General features: G+C 69.8%; 19 protein-coding genes. 11 read left to right on the top strand and 8 right to left on the bottom strand.

All coding sequences use genetic code 11. From position 1 onward, the window contains the following. Nucleotides 1-251 precede the first annotated feature (251 nt). From mgrA to AC31A1_RS19805, 3 genes are all read left to right on the top strand, one after another. Entirely contained in the window at nucleotides 252-1,295 is a 1,044-nt protein-coding gene (gene mgrA / locus AC31A1_RS19815) for an L-glyceraldehyde 3-phosphate reductase (RefSeq protein ID WP_489654572.1), read from the top strand. 61 nt (nucleotides 1,296-1,356) lie between these two features. Then, a complete protein-coding gene (locus tag AC31A1_RS19810) occupies nucleotides 1,357-2,355 on the top strand; it encodes a Dyp-type peroxidase (RefSeq protein ID WP_489654575.1) in 999 nt (332 codons plus the stop codon). Between the two features lie 280 nt (nucleotides 2,356-2,635). Continuing rightward, a complete protein-coding gene (locus AC31A1_RS19805) occupies nucleotides 2,636-3,352 on the top strand; it encodes an NPP1 family protein (RefSeq protein ID WP_489654574.1) in 717 nt (238 codons plus the stop codon). A 25-nt stretch (nucleotides 3,353-3,377) separates the two neighbouring features. Here AC31A1_RS19805 and AC31A1_RS19800 read toward each other — a convergent pair whose 3' ends face one another. The 3 genes from AC31A1_RS19800 to AC31A1_RS19790 all read right to left on the bottom strand — a co-directional run bounded on the left by AC31A1_RS19800 (nucleotide 3,378) and on the right by AC31A1_RS19790 (nucleotide 8,415). Then, entirely contained in the window at nucleotides 3,378-4,793 is a 1,416-nt protein-coding gene (locus tag AC31A1_RS19800) for an FAD-binding oxidoreductase (RefSeq protein WP_489654571.1), read from the bottom strand. A gap of 102 nt (nucleotides 4,794-4,895) precedes the next feature. After that, a complete protein-coding gene (locus tag AC31A1_RS19795) occupies nucleotides 4,896-7,496 on the bottom strand; it encodes a helix-turn-helix transcriptional regulator (protein WP_489654570.1) in 2,601 nt (866 codons plus the stop codon). A 139-nt stretch (nucleotides 7,497-7,635) separates the two neighbouring features. Then, nucleotides 7,636-8,415 (bottom strand): NAD(P)H-dependent oxidoreductase, encoded by a 780-nt coding sequence (locus AC31A1_RS19790; RefSeq protein WP_489654569.1) that lies wholly within the window; start codon nucleotides 8,413-8,415, stop codon nucleotides 7,636-7,638. A 145-nt stretch (nucleotides 8,416-8,560) separates the two neighbouring features. Here AC31A1_RS19790 and AC31A1_RS19785 point away from each other — a divergent pair, with 145 nt between their 5' ends. After that, the gene (locus AC31A1_RS19785; RefSeq protein WP_489654568.1) at nucleotides 8,561-9,409 is read left to right on the top strand and encodes a helix-turn-helix transcriptional regulator; all 849 of its coding nucleotides are present in this window, start codon (nucleotides 8,561-8,563) and stop codon (nucleotides 9,407-9,409) included. A 104-nt stretch (nucleotides 9,410-9,513) separates the two neighbouring features. On the opposite strand, the gene AC31A1_RS19780 is transcribed toward AC31A1_RS19785, so the two are convergent. Further along, the gene (locus AC31A1_RS19780) at nucleotides 9,514-10,020 is read right to left on the bottom strand and encodes a hypothetical protein (RefSeq protein WP_489654567.1); all 507 of its coding nucleotides are present in this window, start codon (nucleotides 10,018-10,020) and stop codon (nucleotides 9,514-9,516) included. A gap of 305 nt (nucleotides 10,021-10,325) precedes the next feature. On the opposite strand from AC31A1_RS19780, the gene AC31A1_RS19775 reads away from it, so the two are divergent. The 6 genes from AC31A1_RS19775 to AC31A1_RS19750 all read left to right on the top strand — a co-directional run bounded on the left by AC31A1_RS19775 (nucleotide 10,326) and on the right by AC31A1_RS19750 (nucleotide 17,838). Next, the gene (locus tag AC31A1_RS19775) at nucleotides 10,326-11,696 is read left to right on the top strand and encodes an RICIN domain-containing protein (RefSeq protein WP_489654566.1); all 1,371 of its coding nucleotides are present in this window, start codon (nucleotides 10,326-10,328) and stop codon (nucleotides 11,694-11,696) included. A 53-nt stretch (nucleotides 11,697-11,749) separates the two neighbouring features. Beyond that, a complete protein-coding gene (locus AC31A1_RS19770) occupies nucleotides 11,750-13,972 on the top strand; it encodes an RICIN domain-containing protein (protein ID WP_489654565.1) in 2,223 nt (740 codons plus the stop codon). Nucleotides 13,973-13,999: 27 nt separating this feature from the next. Further along, the gene (locus tag AC31A1_RS19765; protein WP_489654564.1) at nucleotides 14,000-15,298 is read left to right on the top strand and encodes a ThuA domain-containing protein; all 1,299 of its coding nucleotides are present in this window, start codon (nucleotides 14,000-14,002) and stop codon (nucleotides 15,296-15,298) included. Between the two features lie 147 nt (nucleotides 15,299-15,445). Continuing rightward, the gene (locus tag AC31A1_RS19760) at nucleotides 15,446-16,171 is read left to right on the top strand and encodes a TetR/AcrR family transcriptional regulator (RefSeq protein ID WP_489654563.1); all 726 of its coding nucleotides are present in this window, start codon (nucleotides 15,446-15,448) and stop codon (nucleotides 16,169-16,171) included. Continuing rightward, a complete protein-coding gene (locus AC31A1_RS19755) occupies nucleotides 16,164-16,907 on the top strand; it encodes an SDR family oxidoreductase (RefSeq protein WP_489654562.1) in 744 nt (247 codons plus the stop codon). Before AC31A1_RS19760 ends, AC31A1_RS19755 begins: the two co-directional genes overlap by 8 nt. A gap of 31 nt (nucleotides 16,908-16,938) precedes the next feature. Beyond that, the gene (locus AC31A1_RS19750; RefSeq protein ID WP_489654561.1) at nucleotides 16,939-17,838 is read left to right on the top strand and encodes an SDR family oxidoreductase; all 900 of its coding nucleotides are present in this window, start codon (nucleotides 16,939-16,941) and stop codon (nucleotides 17,836-17,838) included. A gap of 11 nt (nucleotides 17,839-17,849) precedes the next feature. On the opposite strand, the gene AC31A1_RS19745 is transcribed toward AC31A1_RS19750, so the two are convergent. From AC31A1_RS19745 to AC31A1_RS19730, 4 genes are all read right to left on the bottom strand, one after another. Next, nucleotides 17,850-18,611 carry an IclR family transcriptional regulator gene (locus AC31A1_RS19745; protein ID WP_489654573.1) on the bottom strand — a complete coding sequence of 254 codons (762 nt, stop codon included), beginning with the start codon at nucleotides 18,609-18,611 and terminating at the stop codon, nucleotides 17,850-17,852. 248 nt (nucleotides 18,612-18,859) lie between these two features. Next, nucleotides 18,860-19,870, bottom strand: coding sequence for a 4-hydroxy-2-oxovalerate aldolase (gene dmpG, locus AC31A1_RS19740; RefSeq protein ID WP_489654560.1), 1,011 nt, complete (start codon nucleotides 19,868-19,870; stop codon nucleotides 18,860-18,862). Further along, nucleotides 19,867-20,817, bottom strand: coding sequence for an acetaldehyde dehydrogenase (acetylating) (locus tag AC31A1_RS19735; protein ID WP_489654559.1), 951 nt, complete (start codon nucleotides 20,815-20,817; stop codon nucleotides 19,867-19,869). Before AC31A1_RS19735 ends, dmpG begins: the two co-directional genes overlap by 4 nt. Further along, nucleotides 20,814-21,644, bottom strand: coding sequence for a 2-keto-4-pentenoate hydratase (locus tag AC31A1_RS19730; RefSeq protein ID WP_489654558.1), 831 nt, complete (start codon nucleotides 21,642-21,644; stop codon nucleotides 20,814-20,816). The genes AC31A1_RS19735 and AC31A1_RS19730 overlap by 4 nt, the downstream gene beginning before the upstream one ends. Nucleotides 21,645-21,876: 232 nt before the next feature. On the opposite strand from AC31A1_RS19730, the gene AC31A1_RS19725 reads away from it, so the two are divergent. Further along, nucleotides 21,877-23,180, top strand: a 1,304-nt coding sequence (locus tag AC31A1_RS19725; RefSeq protein WP_489654557.1) for an FAD-dependent oxidoreductase, incomplete at its 3' end; no start/stop codon positions are given.

Genomic DNA, 23,180 nt, shown 5'->3' with positions numbered 1-23,180 from the left:
GGCAACCACAAACGCCCGCATCACTGCCCAAGATCACCTTCCGGAATGCAATCCGGAAGTGATCCCTCCGTCACACCCCGACGTTCCTCACACGCGCCGCACTCTCCTGGTCCCGTGTTTGGGATTCAACGACGGCATCGCTGAATCCCATGGCGAGGAACGGTTGGACTCGGGAATCGCGCGGGGGCACAGTGGACGTGTCGATCACCCCGGCGACACCACCCCCTCATGCACCTCGCGGAGACCCCCCGATGACCCACGTCGCAGATCCTGAGCGTTACAACGGCACCATGCGCTACCGCCGTACCGGCCGCTCGGGGCTCGACCTGCCCCTGCTGTCGCTGGGCTACTGGCACAACTTCGGTGACGACCGGCCGTTCGAGACGCAGCGCGAGATCGCGCTGCGCGCCTTCGACCTCGGCATCACCCACCACGACCTGGCGAACAACTACGGCCCGCCCTACGGCGCCGCCGAGATCAACTTCGGCCGCCTGCTGAAGCAGGACCTCGCGCCGTACCGGGACGAGCTGGTCGTCTCCACGAAGGCCGGCTGGGACATGTGGCCGGGCCCCTACGGTCAGGGCGGCGGCTCCCGCAAGTACGTCCTGGCCTCGCTCGACCAGTCGCTGAAGCGCACGGGCCTCGACTACGTGGACATCTTCTACTCCCACCGCCTCGACGCCGGCACCCCGCTCGAAGAGACCATGGGCGCGCTGGACACCGCCGTCCGCCAGGGCAAGGCACTCTACGTCGGCATCTCCTCCTACGACGCGGAGCGCTCCCGCGAGGCCGCCGCCATCCTCCGCGAGCTGGGCACACCGCTCCTCATCCACCAGCCGTCGTACAACATGCTCAACCGGTGGGTCGAGAACGACGGGCTGCTCGACGCCGCGCGGGACGAGGGCTTCGGGGTCATCGGGTTCACGGCTCTGTCGCAGGGGCTGCTGACCGGGCGGTATCTGGACGGGATCCCGGAGGGGTCGCGGGCCGCGCAGGGCACGTCGTTCGACGCGGGCTGGCTGACGGAGGACATGATGCGCCGGCTGCGCGCACTCGACGACATCGCGGGGCGGCGCGGGCAGACCCTCGCCCAGATGGCGCTCGCCTGGGCGCTGCGCGACGAGCGGGTCACCTCGCTGGTCATCGGCGCGTCCCGCACGGAGCAGCTCGACCAGAACGTGGCCGCGCTGGACAACCTCGCCTTCAGCGCCGAGGAGCTGGCCGAGATCGACTCGTACGCCGTCGACGGCGGCGTCGACCTGTGGCAGGACGCGCGGACTGGAAAACTCGGCTGAGTCGCACGGTGCCGGCCGTCATGGCCGGCACCTCCCAGGACAGCGCGGAGGCATGACATACATGACCGTTGACGGCTCGGTCGAGCATACGGACGGCAGCATCGGCGACGGGACCGTCCCGACCACGCAGGCGGTGCTGGAGACCCTGACCCCCAGCGCGACCTTCCTCGTCGTCACCGTGGAGCCGGGCGGCGAGGAGACGGTGCGCCAACTCCTCGAAGACCTGGGCGGGTTGATCCGGTCCATCGGGTTCCGGGCGCCGGACGGGCGGCTCAGCTGCGTGACCGGTATCGGGTCGAAGGTGTGGGACCGGCTGTTCGGCGGTCCGCGCCCCGCCGAGCTGCATCCGTTCCGTGAACTCGTCGGCGACCGCCACACGGCCGTGTCCACCCCCGGCGACCTGCTGTTCCACATCAAGGCCGTACGGGCCGACCTGTGCTTCGAGTTGGCCGCCGAGATCATGGGCCGGCTCAGCGGCGCGGTCTCCGTGGCCGACGAGGTGTCCGGGTTCCAGTACTTCGACGTCCGCGATCTGCTGGGCTTCGTCGACGGCACGGAGAACCCCGTCGGGCGAACGGCCCGCGAGGCGGTGGTGGTCGGCGGCGAGGACCCGGAGTTCGCGGGCGGCAGCTATGTGATCGTGCAGAAGTACGTCCACGACATGGCGGGCTGGAACGCGTTGCCGGTGGAGCAGCAGGAACGGGCCATCGGGCGCAGCAAGTTGACCAACATGGAGATGGACGACGACGTCAAGCCGGCCGACTCGCACATCGCGCTGAATGTCATCACCGGCCCGGACGGCACCGAGCGGAAGATCCTGCGCGACAACATGCCGTTCGGCAGCGCGGCTCAGGGCGAGTTCGGCACCTACTTCATCGGGTACGCCCGCACGCCCTCGGTCACCGAGCAGATGCTCCGCAACATGTTCCTGGGCACCGACTCCGCGTCCCACGACCGCATCCTGGACTTCTCGACGGCCGTCACCGGAAATCTCTTCTACGTCCCCTCGGCGGATTTCCTCGACGACCTTCCGGACCTTCCCGACCGTTCGGACGGGTAATGCCCGGGCGCGGCTGAGGGCTGCCTGTGAGGGCGCTGAGTGCGCCGCCGGGAAATTCAGCGCCGAGCCAAGACCCGTACATCGCAAGGGTGTTGACGTGCGCACACCCGACTGCGAAGGTCTGGACCTGGCGCATCCAGTAGCGCCCCCCCCACAGCCCAGAACTGGAGTCGGCGTGCCTGAACTGACACCCCCCACCGACAACTCCGCGAGAGCGGCGAAGCCCCGGACGCGCACCCGGCGCCTTCGCCGCTCCGCCGTCGTCACCGTCCTCGGCGCGCTGGCCCTCGTGGTCGGGCAGGCGACGGCCGCCCAGGCCAACGTCCTCACGTTGCTCCCGCAGAACGCGGACGGCCAGGAGCAGACCTTCTCCCCGGCCTACGACTACGACGGCGACGGCTGCTACGCCACGGCCGCCATCGGCCTCGACGGCGCCATCAACCCCGGGCTGAAGCTCGGCGGCGACGTCAACGGGCACTGCCACGACATGGCCCAGCTGAACAACGCCAACACGTACTCGCGGACCAAGTGCAACAACGACTGGTGCGCGGTGATGTACGCCAGTTACTTCGAGAAGGACCAGGTCACCCTGGGTCCGGCGGCGATCGGCCACACCCACGACTGGGAGCACGTCGTGGTGTGGATCAAGGACAACACGGTCCAGTACGTGTCGGTGTCGCAGCACTCCGCGTACCAGGTGTCGGCGGCCTCGGGGGTGCGCTTCGACGGCACACACCCCAAGATCGTCTACCACAAGGACGGCATCGGCTCGCACGACTTCCGCTTCGCCAACACCAACGACGAGCCCGCGGAGAACGCCACCGGCAACTGGTTCTACCCGCGCCTGGTGGGCTGGAACGGCTACCCGGCCGGCCTCAAGGACAAGCTCCTGGCCGCCGACTTCGGCTCGGCCACCCTCAAGATCAGGGACAGCGACTTCAACTACGCCCTGTCCATCGCCGAGCCGTCCGGCATCTCCTTCGACCCGAACGCGTGAGGCCGTCCCGGCCCCGGAACCGCTGTCACGGGCGGGTCTCGTAGCGCGGTTTCGGGGCCGGGTGGATGTTCTGGTTGAGGCGGAAGACGTTGTCCGGGTCACGGTCGGCCTTGATACGGGCCAGGCGGTCGTAGTTGCCGCGGTAGCTGGCCCGGACACGTTCCTGTCCCTCGTCCATCATCATGTTCACGTAGGCGCCGCCCGCCGAGTACGGGTGCAGTGCCTCCTGGTAGTCGACGGCCCACTGCTTGACGAGACCGGCGTTGGCGGGGTCCCGGTCGACACCGGCGAAGACGGACGCCCAGCGTGCGTCGCGGTACGCCCACGGGGTCTCGTCGTTGCCGACGTCGTGGGCGGCGCCGTCGATCGGGTAGAGGTGCATCGTCGACTGCGGAGTGGGCACCTCGGCGCCGAACTTGGCGTGGAGTTCCACCGCCTCGTCGGGGATGTCGTTGACGAAGTCGGCGCGCCAGTACCACTGGTCGCCGGGCGGGTAGAGCCCGTCGAACATGCCCTGCATGTCCGGGTGTTGCATCGGTCCGGCCGCGTGCAGCAGCGGTGCGGGCAGTGCGTCGAGCAGGGGCGCCATCTCACGTGCGGCGGCCTCGGTGTCGCCGCCGGTGTAGCACCACACGACCCCGGCCGTCTTGCGCAGCTGTATCTCTTCGGGGAACGGCGGGGCGGGCGGGACACTGCCGTGCAGGAAGAACGCGTTCAGCTCACGGGGCGCGTTCGGCAGGAAGTCCCGGTAGGCGGCGAGGACTTCGGCGCTGATCTCGACCGGCCAGAAGGTGGGTCCGGCGACGACCGTGCTCACCTCGTGCAGCCGGAACAGGAACGAGGTGACGACCCCGAAGTTGCCGCCACCGCCCCGGACCGCCCAGAACAGATCACTGTTCTCGTCCGAACTCGCCCGCACCCGGCTGCCGTCGGCCAGCACGAGGTCGGCCTCCAGCAGGTTGTCGATGGTCAGCCCGCACTTGCGGGTCAGATGGCCAAGCCCGCCGCCGGTGGCGAGACCGCCGACGCCGGTGGTGGAGATGATGCCGCTCGGGGTGGCGAGTCCGTGCGCGTTGGTGGCACGGTCCACGTCGCCCCACACGCAGCCGCCGCCGACCCGTACCGTGTGCGCCTCGGGGTCCACCTGGATGTCCTTCAGGAGCGACAGGTCGGCGACCACTCCCCCGTCGACGGTGCCGAGTCCGGCTCCGTGGTGGCCGCCTCCCCGTACCGCGAGGGGCAGTTCGTGGGCGCGGGCGAAGCCGATCACGCGGGCCACGGCGTCCGCGTCGGCGCAACGGGCGATGAGGGCAGGCCGTTTGTCGGTCATCGCGTTGTAGACGGCGCGGGCCTCCGGATAGCCGGCGTCGTCCGGGCCGATCAACTCCCCGGCGAAGTCGGTCAGTTCACGGCGAGCGGTCTGTGCGGGTGTGCTGGACATGCGGTCCCCGTTTCGTGGTGCTCTTGTTGACCTGCATGTTCTACGCCGCCCGGCAACGCGCGGGCATCCGTGCCCGTCACCCAGCTCGGCGGCGCCGGGTACCTACGTTTCGGCGTCCGGCAGCAGCCCGAGTTCCGTCGCACGGGCCGCGGCCTGCCGCCGGGTGGGCGCGTCGAGCTTCTCCAGTACGGCCCGCACATGGTTGTCGACGGTACGGACCGACACCACCAGCCGGTCGGCGATCTCCGGGTTCGTCAGGCCGTCCACCAGCAGTCGTACGACCTGGAGTTGGCGTTCCGTGAGCCCGCCCGGGTTGCCCCGGGTCGCCGCGTGCGGGCCGCGCGGGATGTGGCGGACGCCGAGGTCACGCAGTTCGGCGCGGACGCGGCGGGCGAGGGGTTCGGCGCCGAGCGCGTCGAGTTCGGCGAGCGCGGTGAGTTTGTCGGCCGCGTCGGGGCTCTCCGCGAGCGCGGCGGCGTGTTCGTAGGGGCAGCCCGCCTGTTGCCACAGATCCGCCGCCCGCTTCCACTCCCCGGCGGCCTGGAGCGCGTACGGGTGGTCGCTGTCGTCGGCGGCCACCGGCTGCCCGACCTTCCTGAGCCAGTAGCCGAGTTCGGCCCGGTACGGCCCGTGGTCGAGGCGGGCCGCCTGCGCATGGACCGGCAACGCCGCCTCGATCACTGCCGCATGGTCGCCCCGCAGCCAGGCCGCCTCCGCCCGTGCCGCCGCCACTGGGCCCATGCGCTGCAACTCCCCGGCCCGTACGGCGATCTCCCGGGCCTGGGTGAGGAGTTCGTCGGCGCCCGGCCTGCCGCACCGGACGCGCACGCGGGCCAGGACGGTCAGCGCGGGGCAGCGGGCCGGTATGAAGTCGTGCATCCCGTACTCGGCGTGCCGCTCGGCCTCGTCCCAGTCGGCGGCGGCGAGGAGACGCATGGCCTGCTCGACGTGGAGGTAGTTGAGGAACCCCAAGTGCTCGGCGCGGTCGGCGAGTTCCAGGGCCGGGGGCAGGAAACGGTCGGCCTCGGCGTAGCGGAGGTCGTCGAGGAGGGACCAGATGATGTTGGCGTAGGACCGGCAGGCGTGTTCGACCTCGCCCGCGGCCAGCGCCACCGCGAGGCTCTCCTCGACCTGCCGTCGCCCGTCCGGGTCGCCGCTGCGCCAGCGGGCGGTGCCCACGTTGTTGAGGGCGTGGGCGAGGATCGCGGGGTCGTCCGCGCGCCGGGCCAGGGCGATGGCGCGCTCGCCGTGGGAGATGGCCTCGGCGTACCGGTCGGACAGCATCCGCAGCTGGGCGGTGTTGCTGAGCGCGAGGGCCAACAGCCGGTCGTCACCGGCGTGTTCGAGGACGGCGATGGCCTCTCGTGCCGCGTCCTGGGCCTCCTCCGCATGGCCCGCCCACCAGTGGATGCGGGACAGCCAGCGCAGATCGGCGCCGAGGGTGAGGGTGTCGCCGAGGGAGCGGCGCAGGGCCACGGCATCGCGCTGGGCGGCGACGGCCTCGCCGGAGTCGGCGACGGTGTAGCACTCCACGGCGTAGCGTTCGAGCAGGCCGGCGAGTTCGGCGGGGGTGTAGCGGTGCCGTTGCCGCAGCACGAGCCGCAGATGGGCGGCGGCCTCGCGGTGGGCGCCCGCCTCGGTGGCGTCCTGGGCCGCGCGGGGGCCGTAGCGGGCGATGGCGTCCTGGTCGCCGGCCTGTGCGGCGTGGTGGACGACGCGGGCCGGGTCGGAGCCCGGCCGGAGCATGAGGGCGGTGAGCACATCGCGGTTGAGGTCGATGCGCCGGGCCGCGGGCAGGGAGTCGGCGACGGCGCGGCGGATCAACTCGTGGCGGAACGCGACCCGTTCGGGGGTCACCGCGAGGAGCCCGCGCTGTTCGGCGGCGGCCAGCACGGCGACGCCGCCTGTCAACAGCGCGTCGACGAGGGGCCGTTCGACGGCGGAGGGTACGACGGCGAGCTGCTCCAGCGCGTCGACGGTCCGGCCGTCCAGTCCGCGCAGCCGGGCGAGCACGGCGTCGACGACCGTCGGGGGCACTCCCCCGGTGCCGCCGGCCGCGAGGACCTCGGTCACGAAGAAGGGGTTGCCCGATGTCACCGCGTACACCTGGGCCGGGTCTAGGCGGCTGGCCGAACTGAGCGCGCGCACCGCCGACTTGGACAGGCGGGCCAGCGGCAGCCGGTGCACGCGGTCCGTGCGGGAGACCTCGCCGAGGAGGTGCCGCAGCGGGTGCTCGCGGCTCAACTCGTCGTCCCGGTAGGTGAGGACGAGTACGGCGGGCAGCCGATGCATGCGCCGGACCAGGAAGCGCAGGGCGTCCAGCGATGCCTCGTCGGCCCAGTGGACGTCCTCCACGACGAGCACCGCCGGATGCGGTACACCGGCCAACTCCCCTTGCAGGGCTTCGTAGACGCGGTGGCGGTCGCCGCCCTCCATGAGGGCCCGGGCGAGTTCGGTGCCGACGCTGCCGACGAGGTCGCGGAACGGGCCGAGGGGGCGGCGGGTGGCGAGGTCGTCGCACTGGCCCAGGAGGATGCGTGTGCTGTGCGGCAGCCGGTCCGGCATGGCCTTCACCAGGCTCGACTTGCCGATGCCCGCCTCGCCGAGGACGAGCGCCACGGAACCGGCCCCGTCCGCCGCCTCACGTGCGGCCGATGCCAGTCGCGCCAGTTCGGGCTCGCGTTCGAGGATCCCCCCGTCCACGCCGCCGATTGTGCCACTCGCCGGGAATTTCCCGTATGGGTGTCACACCGCGAACCGCCGCCTTCTGTGGCGCCCTTCGGCCACATACTGCGGCCGGCCGGAGCTACGCACCCCCGCCCGTCCTGTCCGTCGTCTGCGGTCAGCCGCGCACGTGCAGGCCGAAACCCGTGCGGCCCGCGGGCTCCAGTCCCTCCTTCAGATGCAGCGAGGGGATCTCGTAGTCGCCGAAGTTCTGCCGGCGGAACGCGATCGGCTCGGTCGACTCCAGGGTGAGCAGGCGCTGCTCCCAGGCCTTGGCGACGTCCGGGTAGTCCTCGGCGGTCATCCGGTCGGTGCCGTACAGCACGAACGGTGGCAGCACCGCGATGCCCGGGTAGTAGAGGATGCCGTGGTGGATCGGGAACAGGAGATCGTCGATGGGGCCGTTGATCCCGCGAGCGGCGTAGTGCGGCTCCGGACCGCCGGCGGTCACCGACAGCAGAGCCTTCCTGCCCGCGAGGGTGCCTTCGCCGAAGCGCTCGCCGTACTTGGTGTCGCTGTGCTCGCCGACGCCGTACGCGAAGTGGAAGGTGAACACCCGGTCCACCCACCCTTTGAGGATCGCGGGCATCGTGTACCACCACAGCGGGAACTGGAAGATGATCGTGTCGGCCCACAGCAGCTTCTCCTGCTCGGCGCGGACGTCCGGGGTGAGCGTGCCGGCGTCGAACGCCCGGCCCGAGTCCAGGACGACCTTCAGCGGACGTGAGGCGTCGGGGCCGTAGTCCGCCGCGTCCACGACCGCCTTCCAGTTCATCGCGTACAGATCGCTCACCCGGACCTCGTGCCCCGCGGTCTCCAAGGTGGACACCGCGAGGTCCTTCAGCGAGTTGTTGAGCGACTTCGGCTCCGGGTGGGCGTAGACGATCAGCGTCTTCACGGGAACTCCAACTCCTTCGGATCGGTCGCCTCCGATACTGGGCGCCGTGGCGCGCGGCATTCAGGGGCGCCTCGTCCGTCGGACGGGACTTCCTGGTATCGGCAGGACCACCTTCACGGGCAACCGCCGAGGCGATACTGGGGACATGGACGATCTTGCGGGCTTCCTGCGCACCAGGCGTTCCCGGGTCGACCCGGCGTCCGTCGGCATCCCCACCGACAGCCGCCGCCGGGTCGAAGGGCTGCGCCGCGAAGAGGTCGCGCACCTGTCCGGAGTCAGCGTCGACTACTACGTACGCCTGGAGCAGGGTCGCGCGACCCAGCCCTCCGAGCAGATCCTCGACGCGCTCGCCCGTGTCCTCGGGCTCGACGAGACCGAACGCGGGCACCTCTACCGGCTCGCCCGACAGCGCCGCCGCCGCGCGAAGGCGCCGGGCGGGCGGGTCCGGCCGGAGCTGCTGCGCGTCCTCGACCTGGTCGCCGACGCACCCGCGCTGATCATGGACCATCGCCTGGACGTGCTCGCCGGGAACCGCCTCGCCGAGCTCCTGTACGGCCGGCCGCTGCCGGGCCTGAACACCGCCCGGCACATCTTCCTCGAAGAGGCCGGGCACGGTCTTTACGCGGACTGGGAGAAGTGCACCCTCGACGTGGTCGGACATCTGCGCCTGGCCGCCGGCAAATACCCCGAGGATCCCCGCCTGGCCTCGCTCATCGGCGAGTTGGCGATGGGCAGCGAGCGCTTCCGTCGCCTCTGGGCCCGCGCGGACGTCCGCGCCCGCACCCATGGACGCAAGGCGTACCTGCACCCGCTGGTCGGACTGCTGGAACTGCACCAGGAGAACTTCGCGCTACCGGACGAATCGAGCATGGAGCTGCTGGTGCTCTCCGCGGCCCCCGGCAGCCCCGCCGAGGACGGGCTCCGCCTGCTCGCGGGCCTGGGCGCGGACAGCGGTGACGCGCGTCCCGGAGTGAACGCTCAGATCCGCGAGTAACCCACGCCAGCCAGCTCAACTCCTGCCGCGAGGGCGGCTGGTCGAGCTGGACGACGGCTACACGCTGCTCCCCCTCGACCGACCGGCCGAACTCGCGCGGCTCATCAGCGAGTTCGCACGCCCTGCGGCGCCTTCCGCACCGACATGATGTGGTGTCGACGGCGCGGCTTGGGGGCGTCGAGCATGCTGACGCCGATGTAGCCGCGGCTGCGGAGGAAGAGCGTGGGGCCGGCCACGAAGGTGACGAAGATCGTGATCACGCTGACGGAGAATAGGACCGGGAGCGACTGTCCCTCAGGGAGGGTCTTCCCACCTTCGTGAACGGCGTAGGCAAAGGCCGCGAAGAAGGCGACCAGGCACAGCACCGCGAGGACGAGGAGGACGCTCGCGATCGTCCGGGTGGAGGAGCGGTCGCGCACCTCGGCCAGCAGGGACGCCGAGCACACGGGGCAGGTCAACTCCACCGTGTGCTTGCCCGATGCGGGCCGCTTGACGACGAAGTGGGAGTCCTTCCAGGTGACCGTGCGCGTTCTCGGTCTGAGGAATCCCCCGGAGAGCTTGTCACTGAGTATGTGCCGGACTGCGACCTGAACGGCCCCCGCTGTGTTCATGTTTCCTCCGACCAGCGCCCTGTCGATCATCACGAAGCCTGCACAGTCTGACCTGTGAGAACCAGCCACTCAATGGGTCAGATGATTTCTTTTCCCTCGCCTACAACTTCTCAACTCAGCCCAGCCCTGCGGGACTTCTCCGGTCGCACCTCTTGACGGCTTTGGTGCAGACCTTTAGGTTCACCAGCCAACAGACCTCCCATGAATGCATTCCGCGCTCACATATGTGAACACTCGTGTTCACCTCTCACCGCCCTCATGCCGGCGGCGTCCACCCCCCACCCAGGACGAAAGGCCCCCTCGTCATGCAACGCCTCGCCCTGCGCTGCGCCCTCGCCCTCTCCCTCGGCCTCACCGCCGTCGGCACCCTCGCAGCCCCCTCCGCCTCGGCCGCGACCGGTACCATCACCGGCCTCGGCGGCAAGTGTCTCGACGTCGCCGGCGCGAGTTCCGCCGACGGCACGGCCGTACAGATCTACGACTGCAACGGCACCGCCGCCCAGCAGTGGACGGTCGGCTCCGACGGGACCATCAGAGCCCTCGGCAAGTGCCTTGACATCACCGGCAATTCGACGGCCAACGGCGCCCAGCTCCAGCTGTGGACCTGCGGCGGCAGCGCCAACCAGCAGTGGACGGTCTCCGCCGCGCACGACATCGTGAACCCGGCCGCCAACAAGTGCCTGGACGTCACCGGCAACACCTCGGCCAACGGCACCCGCACCCAGATCTGGACCTGCTCCGGCGCCGCCAACCAGAAGTGGACCGCGCCCGCCGCAGGCGGCACGACCCCGCCCACGACCGCCCCGATGGCCGTGGCCCCGTACCTGTACAACGGCTGGGGAAACCCGCCCAGCCCTACGACTGTCATGAACGCAACCGGCGTGAAGTGGTTCACGCTGGCGTTCGTCCTGAGCAACGGCTACTGCAACCCGCAGTGGGACGGCGGCCGCGCGCTGACCGGCGGAGTCGACCAGTCGACCATCAACACCGTGCGGGCCAACGGCGGTGACGTCGTCCCGTCCTTCGGCGGGTACAGCGGCAACAAGCTGGAGAGCTCCTGCTCCAGCGCGAGTGAACTGGCGGCGGCGTACCAGAAGGTCATCAGCGCCTACTCGCTCAAGGCCATCGACATCGACATCGAGGCCGACGCGTACAGCAACGGGACCGTGCAGCAGCGGACCGTGGACGCGCTGAAGACCGTCAAGGCCAACAACCCGGGCATCAAGGTGTACGTCACCATCGGCACCGGGCAGAGCGGTCCCGACACGAGCCTCATCAACCGGGCCGCGTCCTCCGGGCTGACCGTGGACGCGTGGACGATCATGCCGTTCGACTTCGGCGGCGCGGGCCAGAACATGGGCACGCTCACCCAGCGGGCCGCCGAGGGCCTCAAGACCGCGCTGAAGAACGCGTACGGCTACAGCGACGACGCGGCCTACCGGGACATGGGCATCTCGTCGATGAACGGCATCACCGACAACAACGAGACCGTCACCACTGCCGACTTCCAGACCATCCTCGGCTACGCGCAGACGCACCACCTCGCGCGGGTGACGTTCTGGTCGGCCAACCGTGACCGTCCCTGCCCGGGCGCCTACCCGAACGACGACACGTGCTCGGGCGTGAGCCAGAGCAACTGGCAGTTCACCAGCATCTTCGCCCAGTACACCGGCTGACGGCCGCCCCCTCCGACCTTTCTCCCCAACCCCCCATCACCACAGGAGAATCCGTGCTCAGACGGAAGAGACTGACCGGCCGCCGCCCCATTCCGAGAGCGCTCACGGCGGTCGCGCTCGTGGCGACCACCGTGACCGGAATCGAGTTCGCGACGCAGGGTTCGGCGAGCGCGGCGAGCACGGCCGCCGCCGCGATCCCGACCGGGTACACCACCGTGGTCAACAAGGGCAGCGGCAAGTGCGTCGACGCCCGTTCGGCCGCGAGTGCCGACGGCACGGCCGTCCAGCAGTACACGTGCAACGGAAGCACCGCGCAGAACTGGCAGTTGGTCGCCACCGACGGCGGGTACTACCGCGTGAACAGCAACCTGAACGCGGCCGAGGCCTGGGACGTCACCGGCGTCTCGACCGCCGACTCCGCGCTCATCCAGCTGTGGACGTACTCCGGCGGCAACAACCAGCAGTGGCTGCCGGTCGCGGAGGCGGACGGCGCCTACCACTTCGTCAACCGCAACAGCGGCAAGTGCCTTGACGTGCCGAGCGCTTCCACCGCCGACAGCGTGCAGCTCGCGCAGTACACGTGCAACGGCACCGCAGCGCAGTCCTTCACGCTGGGCGGCGGCTCGACGAACCCGCCGGGCACCCCGGACTTCGGTCCCAACGTGACGGTGTTCGACCCGTCGATGTCGGCGTCCAGCATCCAGTCCAAGCTGGACTCGGTCTTCTCCCAGCAGGAGACCAACCAGTTCGGCTCGGCCCGCCAGGCCCTGCTGTTCAAACCGGGTACCTACAGCGCCAACGCCAACGTCGGCTTCTACACGCAGGTCGCGGGCCTCGGCTTCTCCCCTGACGACGTGACCATCAACGGCGCGGTGCACGCGGAGGCCGACTGGTTCCAGGGCAACGCGACGCAGAACTTCTGGCGCGACGCCGAGAACCTGTCGGTCAACCCCATTGGCGGCACCGACCGTTGGGCCGTCTCGCAGGCTGCCCCCTACCGGCGCATGCACGTGCGCGGCAACTTGGCCCTGGACGACGGCGGTTGGTCCAGCGGCGGCTTCATCTCCGACACCAAGGTCGACGGCCAGATCCAGTCCGGCTCGCAGCAGCAGTTCCTCACCCGGAACTCCACGATGGGCAGTTGGTCCGGCTCCAACTGGAACATGGTCTTCGTCGGCGACCAGGGCGCACCCGCCCAGTCCTTCCCGACGTACACCAACGTCGCCAGCTCCCCGACGATCCGCGAGAAGCCCTTCCTGTACGTCGACAGCGCGGGCGCCTACCAGGTGTTCGTGCCCGGACTCCAGTCCAACGCCGTGGGCACGACGTGGAGCGGGAAGACCCCGGCGGGCAAGTCCCTGCCGATCGACCAGTTCTACATCGTCAAGCCCGGTGCCACCGCGGCCGACATGAACACCGCCCTCGCGGCCGGCAAGAACCTCCTGGTCACCCCGGGCGTTTACCACATCAACCAGACGCTCAACATCACGCGCCCCGACACGGTCGTCCTGGGCATGGGCCTGGCCACCTTCGTGCCGGACGGCGGGATCACCGCGATCTCCACCGCCGACGTGGACGGCATCGAGCTGGCGGGCCTGCTGATCGACGCGGGCACCACCAACTCCGCGACGCTGGTACAGATCGGCCCGTCCGGCTCGACCGCCACGCACGCGTCCGACCCGACGCAGTTGTCCGATGTCTTCGTCCGCATCGGCGGCGCCACCGTCGGCAAGGCCACCAACTCCCTTGTCATCAACAGCGCCAACACGATCATCGACCACACCTGGATCTGGCGGGCCGACCACGGCAACTCCGGCACGGTCGGCTGGACCACCAACACGGCCGACACCGGACTGATCGTCAACGGCGCCAACGTGACGGCGTACGGCCTGTTCGTCGAGCACTTCCAGAAGACCCAGGTCGTCTGGAACGGCAACGGCGGCAGAACGTACTTCTTCCAGAACGAGATGCCCTACGACCCGCCGAACCAGGCCTCCTGGATGAACGGCACCGGGAAGGGCTATCCCGCCTACAAGGTCGCCGCTTCCGTAACCAGCCATGAGGCATGGGGACTTGGCAGCTACTGCTACTTCAGCAGCAATTCGAGCGTGGTCGCCGACCACTCCTTCGAGGTGCCGAGCGTGTCCGGGGTCAAGTTCCACGACATGGTGACCGTCTCGCTGGGCGGGGTCGGCACGATCAGCCACATCATCAACAGCACCGGCGGACCGTCCAACTCCAGTACCAACGTCGCCTACTTGACCAACTACCCGTAGACCGCGCGGAAAGGATCGATCGCTTACATGAACACCGACAGATCCGGTTCCACTCGCGCGCTCCTGCGGGTCCTGCTCCTGCTGGCGACGCTGCTGGGCCTCGCGTCCCTACCGCCCGCCGCCCACGCGAGCACCACGGCAACGCCGTTCAAGATCCTCGCGCTCTACAACGGCACCTACGACGCGGCGCACATCGACTTCGACAAGGAGGCGAACGTCTGGTTCCCGCAGCAGGCCGCGGCGAACGGCTACACCTACACGGCGAGCACCAACTGGGATCTGCTCGCCAACGGCGGGGTCAACGCCTACCAAGTCGTGCTGTTCCTCGACGACTTGCCGCAGACGTCCGCCCAACGCACCGGTTTCGAGGCGTACATGAGGGGTGGCGGCGGCTTCATGGGCTTCCACGTCTCCGCCTTCACGACGGACGCGGCGAGCTGGTCCTGGTACCACAACACGTTCCTCGGCTCGGGGAACTTCGTGTCCAACACCTGGGGCCCGACCGCGGTGACCCTGAAGGTGGAGGACCACTCGATCCCGCCCACGGCAAGCCTGCCGGCCACGTTCACCTCGTCGGTCAGCGAGTGGTACAGCTGGTCCAACGATCTGCGGCAGAACCCGGACATCAAGATCCTGGCATCGATCGACCCGAGCAGCTTCCCGGTCGGTACGGACCCCAACCAGTCCTGGTACAGCGGGTATTACCCGATCATCTGGACCAACACGAAGTACAAGATGCTGTACGCGAACTTCGGCCACAACGCGATGAACTACACGACCAACACGCGTCTGTCGTCGACGTTCGCGAGCGCCACCCAGAACCAGTTCCTGCTGAACGGGCTCAAGTGGCTGGGCGGGGGCGACACTTCGACCCCGCCGACCGACACCCCGATCTCCGAGACGTCCTGGTACTCCGTGCAGAACGGCGGCAACGGCACCTGCGTGGACGCCCGTTCGGCGGCCACGGCCAACGGGACGGCGATCCAGCAGTACGCCTGCAACGGTACGACGGCACAGCAGTACCAGTTCCGCTCCACCGACAGCGGGTACATGGAGATCACCGCGCGCGGCAACCCGGCGCAGGCCATCGACGTGACCGACCGCTCGACGGCGGACAACGCGCCGTTGCAGTTGTGGGCCTACTCCGGCGGCACGAACCAGCAGTGGCAGCCCGTGAAGGAGACGAGCGGCCGCTACCACTTCGTCGCCCGGCACAGCGGCAGGTGCCTCACCGCCGCCACGGCGGCGACGAACAGTGTCCAACTCACCCAACGGACCTGCGACGGCTCCACCGCGCAGTCCTTCCAGCTCGCCGTGCAGTCCTGAGCCTGCACGGCGACCAGGGGCGCCTCTGTCGCATCGCGCGTCGATGCGGCGGGGGCGCCCCTTCGTTTTCCCCACCCCAGTCGGCATGTTTTCGCCGCTAACAGGAGACTGTTGTCAGCGATACGAATCCCTGTTATCGTCGATTACATGAACACGAGATCGCTGATAATCGAGGCGGCGGCGGAGCTGATCGCCCGGTCGCCGAGCGGCGACGTCTCGACACGCGCGGTGTGCGAGGCGGCGGGCGTCCAACAGCCCGTGCTGTACCGGCTGTTCGGCGACAAGGACGGGCTGCTGGCGGCGACGGTCGACCACGTGTGGGACCAGTACCTGGAGACGAAGCGGGCCGCGAAGAAGTCCGATGACCCGCTGCGGGACCTCCGGGCCGGCTGGGACAGTCACACCGCGTTCGCACTGGCGCATCCCAACGCCTACAAGCTGATGTTCGCCCCGGCGCTCCGTTCCGTGCCCGCGGCGGCGGAGGAGGCGATGCGTATCCTCCGCGGGGACCTTGAGCGGCTCGCCGCGCAGGGCCGCCTCCGTGTCGCACCGGAGATCGCGGCACGCATGGTCATGTCGGCCAACACCGGGGTGTCCCTGTCGCTGATCACCCGTCCCACGCTGTATCCGGACTCCGGCCTGTCGAGGCTGGTCCGGGACGCGATCCACCAGGCGATCCTGCTCGATCCCGCGGCGGACACCACGGCCGCGGACGCCCGCGCCGCAGCCGCGACCACGCTGCTCTCGTCCCTCGACGATCTCACCCCCGAACCGTTCACCCGCGCGGAGTCGGCCCTGCTCGGGCAGTGGCTCACGCAGATTCCCATCTCCCCGCAGCACCCCACCTCACGGAAGGGCCCTCACCATGACTGACACCGGCACCCCCACCCGCGTCGCGCTGATCACCGGCGGTTCCGGCGGCATCGGCCGCGCGGTCGCCGAGCGCCTCGCCCAGGACGGCATCGCCGTCGGCGTGCACTACGCCGGCAACAAGTCCCGCGCCGACGAGACGGTCGCCGCGATCACGGCGGCCGGCGGCCGGGCCATCCCGGTCGGCGGCGACGTGGCCGACGAGCAGGAGATGGCGGCCGCCTTCGACGCGGTCGAGGTGGAGTTCGGCGGGCTCGACGTGGTCGTCAACACCGCCGGGATCATGGTGCTTTCACCCATCGCGACCATGAACCTCGACGACCTCGACCGCATGCACCGCACCAACATCCGCGGCACGTTCGTCGTCTCCCAGCAGGCGGCCCGCCGGGTGCGCGCGGGCGGCGCGATCATCAACTTCTCCACCACCGTCACCCGCACCAAGTTCCCGACGTACGGCGGCTACGTGGCGAGCAAGGCCGCGGTCGAGGCGATGACCCTGGTGCTGGCCCGCGAACTGCGCGGCAAGGACATCACCGTCAATACGGTGGCCCCCGGCCCGACCGCCACGCCTCTCTTCCTCGACGGCAAGGACGAGGCGACGGTCCAGAACCTCGCGATGGCCTCCCCCTTGGAGCGCCTCGGCGCCCCGGACGACATCGCCGAGTCGGTGGCGTTCCTCGCCGGTCCGGCCCGCTGGATCAACGGCCAGGTGCTGTACGCCAACGGCGGGCTGGCCTGAGCCGCCGCTCCGCCCCCTCAAGGAGATTCCCATGAACAACATCGTCGTGATCACCGGCGCCTCCAGCGGCTTCGGCGCCCTCACCGCCCGCGCCCTCGCGGACCAGGGCGACACCGTCTACGCCGGGATGCGCAACACCACCAGCCGCAACGCACCCCAGGTCCAGGCCGCCGCCGACTACAGCAAGGAACACGGCGTCGACCTGCGCTCCATAGAACTCGACGTCAACGCGCAGGACTCCGTCGACGCGGCGATCGATCGCATCCTCGCCGAGCACGGCCGTATCGACGTCCTGATCCACAACGCCGGCCACATGGTCACCGGACCGGCCGAGGCGTTCACGCCCGAGCAGCTCGCCGAGCTGTACGACGTGAACGTCCTCTCCACCCAACGCGTCAACCGCGCCGCACTGCCCCACCTGCGCAAGGCCGGCCGGGGTCTGGTGATCTGGGTGTCGAGTTCGAGCGTGAAGGGCGGTACTCCGCCGTATCTGGCGCCGTACTTCGCCGCCAAGGCCGCGATGGACTCCCTGGCCGTCAGTTACGCGACCGAGCTGGCCCGTTGGGGTGTGGAGACCTCCATCGTGGTGCCCGGTTCGTTCACCAGCGGCACGAACCACTTCGCCCACTCCGGGCGCCCGGCGGACGGCGTGGTCGCGGCGGAGTACGAGACGCGGTACGCCGGCCTGATGACCCAAGTCGCGGAGAAACTCGCCGCGTTGGAGCCCGAGGGCGCGGACGCCTCGCTGGTCTCCGACGAGATCGCCCGCATCGTCGCACTCCCCTCGGGGCAGCGCCCGTACCGGGTGCACATCGACCCGGCCGACGACGGCTCCGAGGCGGTCTCCGTCGTGGCCGACCGCATCCGCCGCGACTTCCTCACCCGGGTCGGCCTCGCGGACCTGCTCTCCGTGCACCCCACGGCGGCCTGACCGACACCCGCTTACAAGGTCACCGCCTCCGGCACGTCCCGCCGATACGACTCCCCGCCCCCGAACAGCTCCTCGGACACGGCCCGTACGGCGTTGACAACCAGCGGAGCGACAAGTTCCAGCGGCGCACGGCCGTCCCCGACGACCGAGATCGCGCCGACCGGGCCGTCGGGTCCGCGCAGGGCGAGGCCGACGCAGCCGAGGTCGGGGAAACACTCGCCCCGGTCGATCGCGAGCCCGTTGCGACGGCGCACGGTGCCCAACTCGCGGTGCAGCAGGTCGAGTCGGCCGATGCTGTGCGAGGTGCGGCACTCCATCGCCTTCTGGTAGCGGGCGTCAATCTCCTCCGGGCTCAGCCAGGCCAGCATGGCCTTCCCGAGCCCGGTGCAGTGGGCGACCGCGCGTCCGCCGACCCGGGAGGGGATGTCGACCGCCGCCCGGCCTCCCACCTTGTCGAGGTAGTAGATCTCCGGGCCGTCGAGCACGGCGAGATGGACGACCATTTTCGTGCGGACGGCCAGGTCGAGGAGTTGGGGCGCCGCCGCCGCGCGCAGCGTGCTGTGCCCGATCTCCCGCCCGCCGAGACCGAGCGCCCGCGGTCCCAGCGCGTACCCGGCGACCGTGTGGTGCAGCCAGTCCAGGCGCACCAGTTGGTCGAGGATCCGGTGGGTGGTCGAGCGCGGCAAGTGGGTCCGGCGGGACACCACTTCGAGGGTGAGGTGTGTCTGGGGCCGCTCGAAGAGGTCCATGATCAGCGTCACGCGCTCCATCATCGACGGCGGCAGCGCATGCCGGTCGGCCTCGTATCGCGGGTCCAGGCGAAGGGCAGACGTCATCGTCAATGCCTCTCTGCTCAAACTGAAATCAATTCTAGTTCGGCGCCGGCGTCAACGTATCAACGGCATCGGACGCGGGCCAAGAGGCGTGCACGAGTTTATTGGTACGCCCGGTCTAAACAATGCACGAAAGCGCCGCCCCCCGGCGCACGGCCGGGGAGCGGCGGCTTGACGGAAAAGCGCGATCAACAGCCGCGGGTCAGATCGAGCGCGATGTCCACGATCATGTCCTCCTGCCCACCGACCAGCCCCCGCCTGCCGACCTCCTGAAGGATGGTGCGCGCGTCGAGGCCGTACTGACCCGCCGCCGTCTCCGCGTGCCGCAGGAAGCTGGAGTAGGCACCCGCGTAGCCGAGGGTCAGGGTCTCCCGGTCGACGCGCACCGGGCGGTCCTGGAGCGGGCGGACCAGGTCGTCGGCGGCGTCCTGAAGCGCGAACAGGTCACAACCGTGGTCCCAGCCGAGGAGGTTGGCCACCGCGATGAACGGCTCGATCGGGCAGTTGCCCGCACCCGCGCCCTGTCCTGCCAGGGACGCGTCCACCCGGGTCACGCCCTCCTCCACCGCGGTCACCGAGTTGGCGACCGAGAGGGAGAGGTTCTCGTGCGCGTGGATGCCGATCTGGGTGTCCGGGTCGAGTACGTCACGGTAGGCACGGATGCGGTCGCGTACGCCGTCCATGGTCAGCCGGCCGCCCGAGTCGGTGACGTACACGCAGTGCGCGCCGTAGGACTCCATCAGCCGTGCCTGGCGGGCGAGTTCGGCCGGGTCGGTCATGTGGGCCATCATCAGGAAGCCGGAGACGTCCATGCCGAGTTCGCGGGCGGTGGCGATGTGCTGGGCCGCCACGTCGGCCTCGGTGCAGTGGGTGGCGACGCGGACCGAGCGGACGCCGAGCGAGTACGCCTGCTTGAGTTCGGCGATGGTGCCGATGCCGGGCAGCAGGAGGGACGTGAGCGTCGCCCGGTGGATGGCGCCGGCCGCGGCCTCGATCCATTCCCAGTCGGTGTTGCTGCCGGGGCCGTAGTTGAGGCTGCCGCCGGACAGGCCGTCGCCGTGGGCGACCTCGATGGCGTCCACGCCCGCCTGGTCCAGGGCCGCGCTGATGGCGGCCACGTTCGCGGGCGTGATCCGGTGCCGGATGGCGTGCATGCCGTCCCGGAGGGTGACGTCCTGGACATACAGCCTGGGGGTCACCGGGTCACCTCCGTGGAGAAGCGCCGGGCGATGCGCTCGGCGACCCGCAGGGCGGCCGAGGTCATGATGTCGAGGTTGCCCGCGTAGGCGGGCAAGTAGTGGGCGGCGCCCTCCACTTCGAGGAAGACGGACACCTTGGTGGTGACCTCGGAGGCGTCCCCGGTGAACAGCGTGTGGACCGGATCACCTGCCGGGATCGGGGTGAACTGCACCTGCTGCTTGAGCCGGTAGCCGGGCACGTACTCGGCGACCGCGTCCACCATGCCCTCGACCGAGGCCCGGATCTGCTCCTGGTCCGCGTCGCCGATCAGGCAGTACACGGTGTCGCGCATGATCAGCGGCGGCTCGGCCGGGTTGAGCACGATGATCGCCTTGCCCCGCCGGGCACCGCCCACCTTCTCGATCGCGGCGGAGGTCGTCTCGGTGAACTCGTCGATGTTGGCCCGGGTTCCGGGTCCGGCCGACTTCGAGGCGATCGAGGCGACGATCTCGGCGTAGGGCACGGGTGTGATCCGGCTGACCGCGTGCACGATCGGGATGGTGGCCTGCCCGCCGCAGGTGACCAGATTGAGGTTGTCGACATCGTTGGCGAGGTGCTCGTCGAGGTTGACCGGCGGTACGACGTACGGGCCGATGGCGGCGGGAGTGAGATCGACGAGCCGTTTGCCGTACGGGGCAAGGCGCTTGGCGTTCTCGACGTGCGCCTTCGCGGACGTGGCGTCGAAGACGATCCCGATGTCGTCGAAGCCCTCCATCCGGATCAGGCCGCCCACGCCCTCATGCGTGGTGGGCACCTTCAGGCGCGCGGCACGGGCGAGCCCGTCCGAGTCCGGGTCGATGCCCACCATCGCGGCCATCTCCAGGGTGTCGGACAGCCGTAGCACCTTGATCATCAGGTCGGTCCCGATGTTGCCGGAACCGATGACGGCCACCTTGGTCTTCGTCATCCTCGGTCCTTGGGTGAGAACGTCGCGGACACCGTTCCGAGGCCCGACATCTCGGCCCGTACGGTGGTTCCTGGCGGGGTGGGGACGAGCGGACCGAGCGCGCCGGAGAGCACGACCTGACCGGCCCGGAGCGGGTCGCCGAACTCCCGGGCGGTGCGCGCGAGCCACAACAGTGCGGCGAGCGGGTCGCCGAGGCAGGCCGTGCCGTCGCCCTCGGACGCGAGCTGCCCGTCGGCGTAGAGCCGCATGGTCACGTCCCGGGGTTCGAAGGCCTTCAACCCGACCTGTTCGGCGCCGAGTACGAACAAGCCGCTGGACGCGTTGTCGGCGACGGTGTCCGTGATCGCGATGTCCCAGTCGGCGACCCGGCTGTCCACGATCTCCAGCGCGGCGACGGCGTGGGCGACGGCGGAGCGGACCCGCTCGATGTCGAGATCGTCCTGGTCGAGGTCGGCGGCGAGGACGAACGCGATCTCGGCCTCGATCCTGGGTTGCAGCAGCCGTTCGCTCGGCACGGCCGGCAGTGCGCTGACGTCCATGTCGGCGAGGAGCACCCCGAAGTCGGGCCGGTCGACGCCTACTTGGCGCTGCACCGACGCGGAGGTAAGTCCGATCTTGCGGCCGACGACCTGTGCTCCGGCGGCGATCCGGTCGGCCACGACGCGTTGCTGGACGGCGTAGGCGAGGCTGATGTCGGTGGCGCCGAGCACGTCCCGGACGGGAGCGCAGGGTCGACGGTCACGGGCCGCGCGCGTCAGTCGTACGACCGCCTCGGCCACCGCCGCCTCACGGTCCGCCACGGCCCTCGGTTCCCAAAGGTCTGTCATTCGCATCCTCACCTCGTGATGGTCTCCAGCCTGGGCATCCGTGCCCGATCACGGTCACGCGGGTTCCGCTCAGCGGGACTTGATCCGGGGGTGGACAGCGGGTCTCGGTCAGCGAGATGACCGGCGGGAGCCACAGAGTTGGCTCGATACCGTCGCCCGCACGTTGCGAGAGGTTGTGGCGTTGAGCCGCGCTCGGCCGTCGAGAAACGTCAGCACACCTGAGGAGGTCAGGATGACCAGCAGCGAGGACGTCTACCACGTGATCGTCGTCGGGTCGGGCGGAGGTCTGGTCGGTGCCTACGCCGCGGCGTCACGCGGCCTGCGCACCCTGGTCGTCGAGAAGACCGACCGGGTGGGCGGCACGACCGCCTACTCCGGTGCCGGTCTCTGGTACCCCGGCTCGGCTCCGATCAGGCGGGCCGGTCTGGACGAGAGCGTCGAGGACGCCAGGACGTATCTGCGCACCGTCGTCGACGACGACTCGCGGGAGCGGCTTCAGGACGCGTATCTGCGGGCCGGTGCCCAGGTGATCGACGAGTTGGAGCAGAACCCGTGGTTCCGGTCGTTCGAGTACGCCCCGGTGCCGGACTACTACCCGGCGATCACCGGCGCGTCCCCCGCCGGGCACACCGTCTTCCCGCCGCAGGTCACCGTCGACGAACTCGGTGAGCATGCCCCGCTGGTGCGCCCCTGCCTGCCCGCCGAGCGGTGGGGCCAGGACGAGGGCCCCGTCCTGAGCGGTGGCCGCGCGCTGATCGGCCGTACGCTCGCGGCCTTCCTGGAGACGGGCCACGGTTCGCTGCGGCTCAGCACCGCCTTCGAGAGCCTGGTCGTCGAGGACGGCAGGGTCGTCGGCGTGGAGGCGGTGAGTGACGGCGAGCGGGTCACGTTCCGTGCTACGGGCGGGGTGATCCTCGCGGCCGGCGGCTTCGAGCGGGATCAGGAGCTGCGCGCGAAGTACCAGCCGGTTCCGGAGCACGCGACCGAGTGGACCCACGGCGCGCCTGGCAACACGGGCGACGCGCTCCGGGCCGGGATGGCGATCGGCGCCGACACCGATCTGCTCGACGCGGCCTGGTATGTGCCGGGCCTCGTATGGCCGGACGGTCTCCCGCTCTTCCACACGGGTACCCGGGGCGGGATCTGGGTCAACGCGGCGGGCGAACGCTTCGTCAACGAGACCCGCCCCTACGACCAGGCGGGCCGCGAGATCGTCCACCTGCACTCGGCCACGGGCGTCTCGCACATCCCCGCCCACTGGATCATCGACCAGCGCCAGCTCGACCGGGACAGCTTCGGCGGCCCGTACGACCAGCCGGTCCGACCCGAGTGGTTCGAGTCCGGGGCGCTCAAGAGGGCTGATTCCCTTGAGGAGTTGGCGAAGCTGATCGACGTACCGCTCGATGCGCTGCGCGCGACCGTCGAGGAGTTCAACGGCTACGCGGAGAGCGGGGTGGACGAGAAATTCCACCGTGGCGAGACACCCTGGGACCAGATCGCCCACCATGTGCTGGGCTTCCCCGCCCTGCCCCAGCT

This window comes from Streptomyces sp. P5F9 (assembly GCF_057961495.1).
Note: the sequence above shows the minus strand (reverse complement) of the source record. Positions and strands in the feature narration are given on the sequence as shown.

What these genes read in the sequence shown, in the direction of transcription:
- AC31A1_RS19755 (WP_489654562.1), top strand. Translation starts at nt 16,164, where the DNA reads ATGACTGACACCGGCACCCCCACCCGCGTCGCGCTGATCACCGGCGGT.
- AC31A1_RS19735 (WP_489654559.1), bottom strand. Translation starts at nt 20,817, where the DNA reads ATGACGAAGACCAAGGTGGCCGTCATCGGTTCCGGCAACATCGGGACC.
- AC31A1_RS19760 (WP_489654563.1), top strand. Translation starts at nt 15,446, where the DNA reads ATGAACACGAGATCGCTGATAATCGAGGCGGCGGCGGAGCTGATCGCC.
- AC31A1_RS19730 (WP_489654558.1), bottom strand. Translation starts at nt 21,644, where the DNA reads ATGACAGACCTTTGGGAACCGAGGGCCGTGGCGGACCGTGAGGCGGCG.
- mgrA (WP_489654572.1), top strand. Translation starts at nt 252, where the DNA reads ATGACCCACGTCGCAGATCCTGAGCGTTACAACGGCACCATGCGCTAC.
- AC31A1_RS19780 (WP_489654567.1), bottom strand. Translation starts at nt 10,020, where the DNA reads ATGAACACAGCGGGGGCCGTTCAGGTCGCAGTCCGGCACATACTCAGT.
- AC31A1_RS19750 (WP_489654561.1), top strand. Translation starts at nt 16,939, where the DNA reads ATGAACAACATCGTCGTGATCACCGGCGCCTCCAGCGGCTTCGGCGCC.
- AC31A1_RS19810 (WP_489654575.1), top strand. Translation starts at nt 1,357, where the DNA reads ATGACCGTTGACGGCTCGGTCGAGCATACGGACGGCAGCATCGGCGAC.
- AC31A1_RS19775 (WP_489654566.1), top strand. Translation starts at nt 10,326, where the DNA reads ATGCAACGCCTCGCCCTGCGCTGCGCCCTCGCCCTCTCCCTCGGCCTC.
- AC31A1_RS19765 (WP_489654564.1), top strand. Translation starts at nt 14,000, where the DNA reads ATGAACACCGACAGATCCGGTTCCACTCGCGCGCTCCTGCGGGTCCTG.
- AC31A1_RS19800 (WP_489654571.1), bottom strand. Translation starts at nt 4,793, where the DNA reads ATGTCCAGCACACCCGCACAGACCGCTCGCCGTGAACTGACCGACTTC.
- AC31A1_RS19745 (WP_489654573.1), bottom strand. Translation starts at nt 18,611, where the DNA reads ATGATGGAGCGCGTGACGCTGATCATGGACCTCTTCGAGCGGCCCCAG.
- AC31A1_RS19785 (WP_489654568.1), top strand. Translation starts at nt 8,561, where the DNA reads ATGGACGATCTTGCGGGCTTCCTGCGCACCAGGCGTTCCCGGGTCGAC.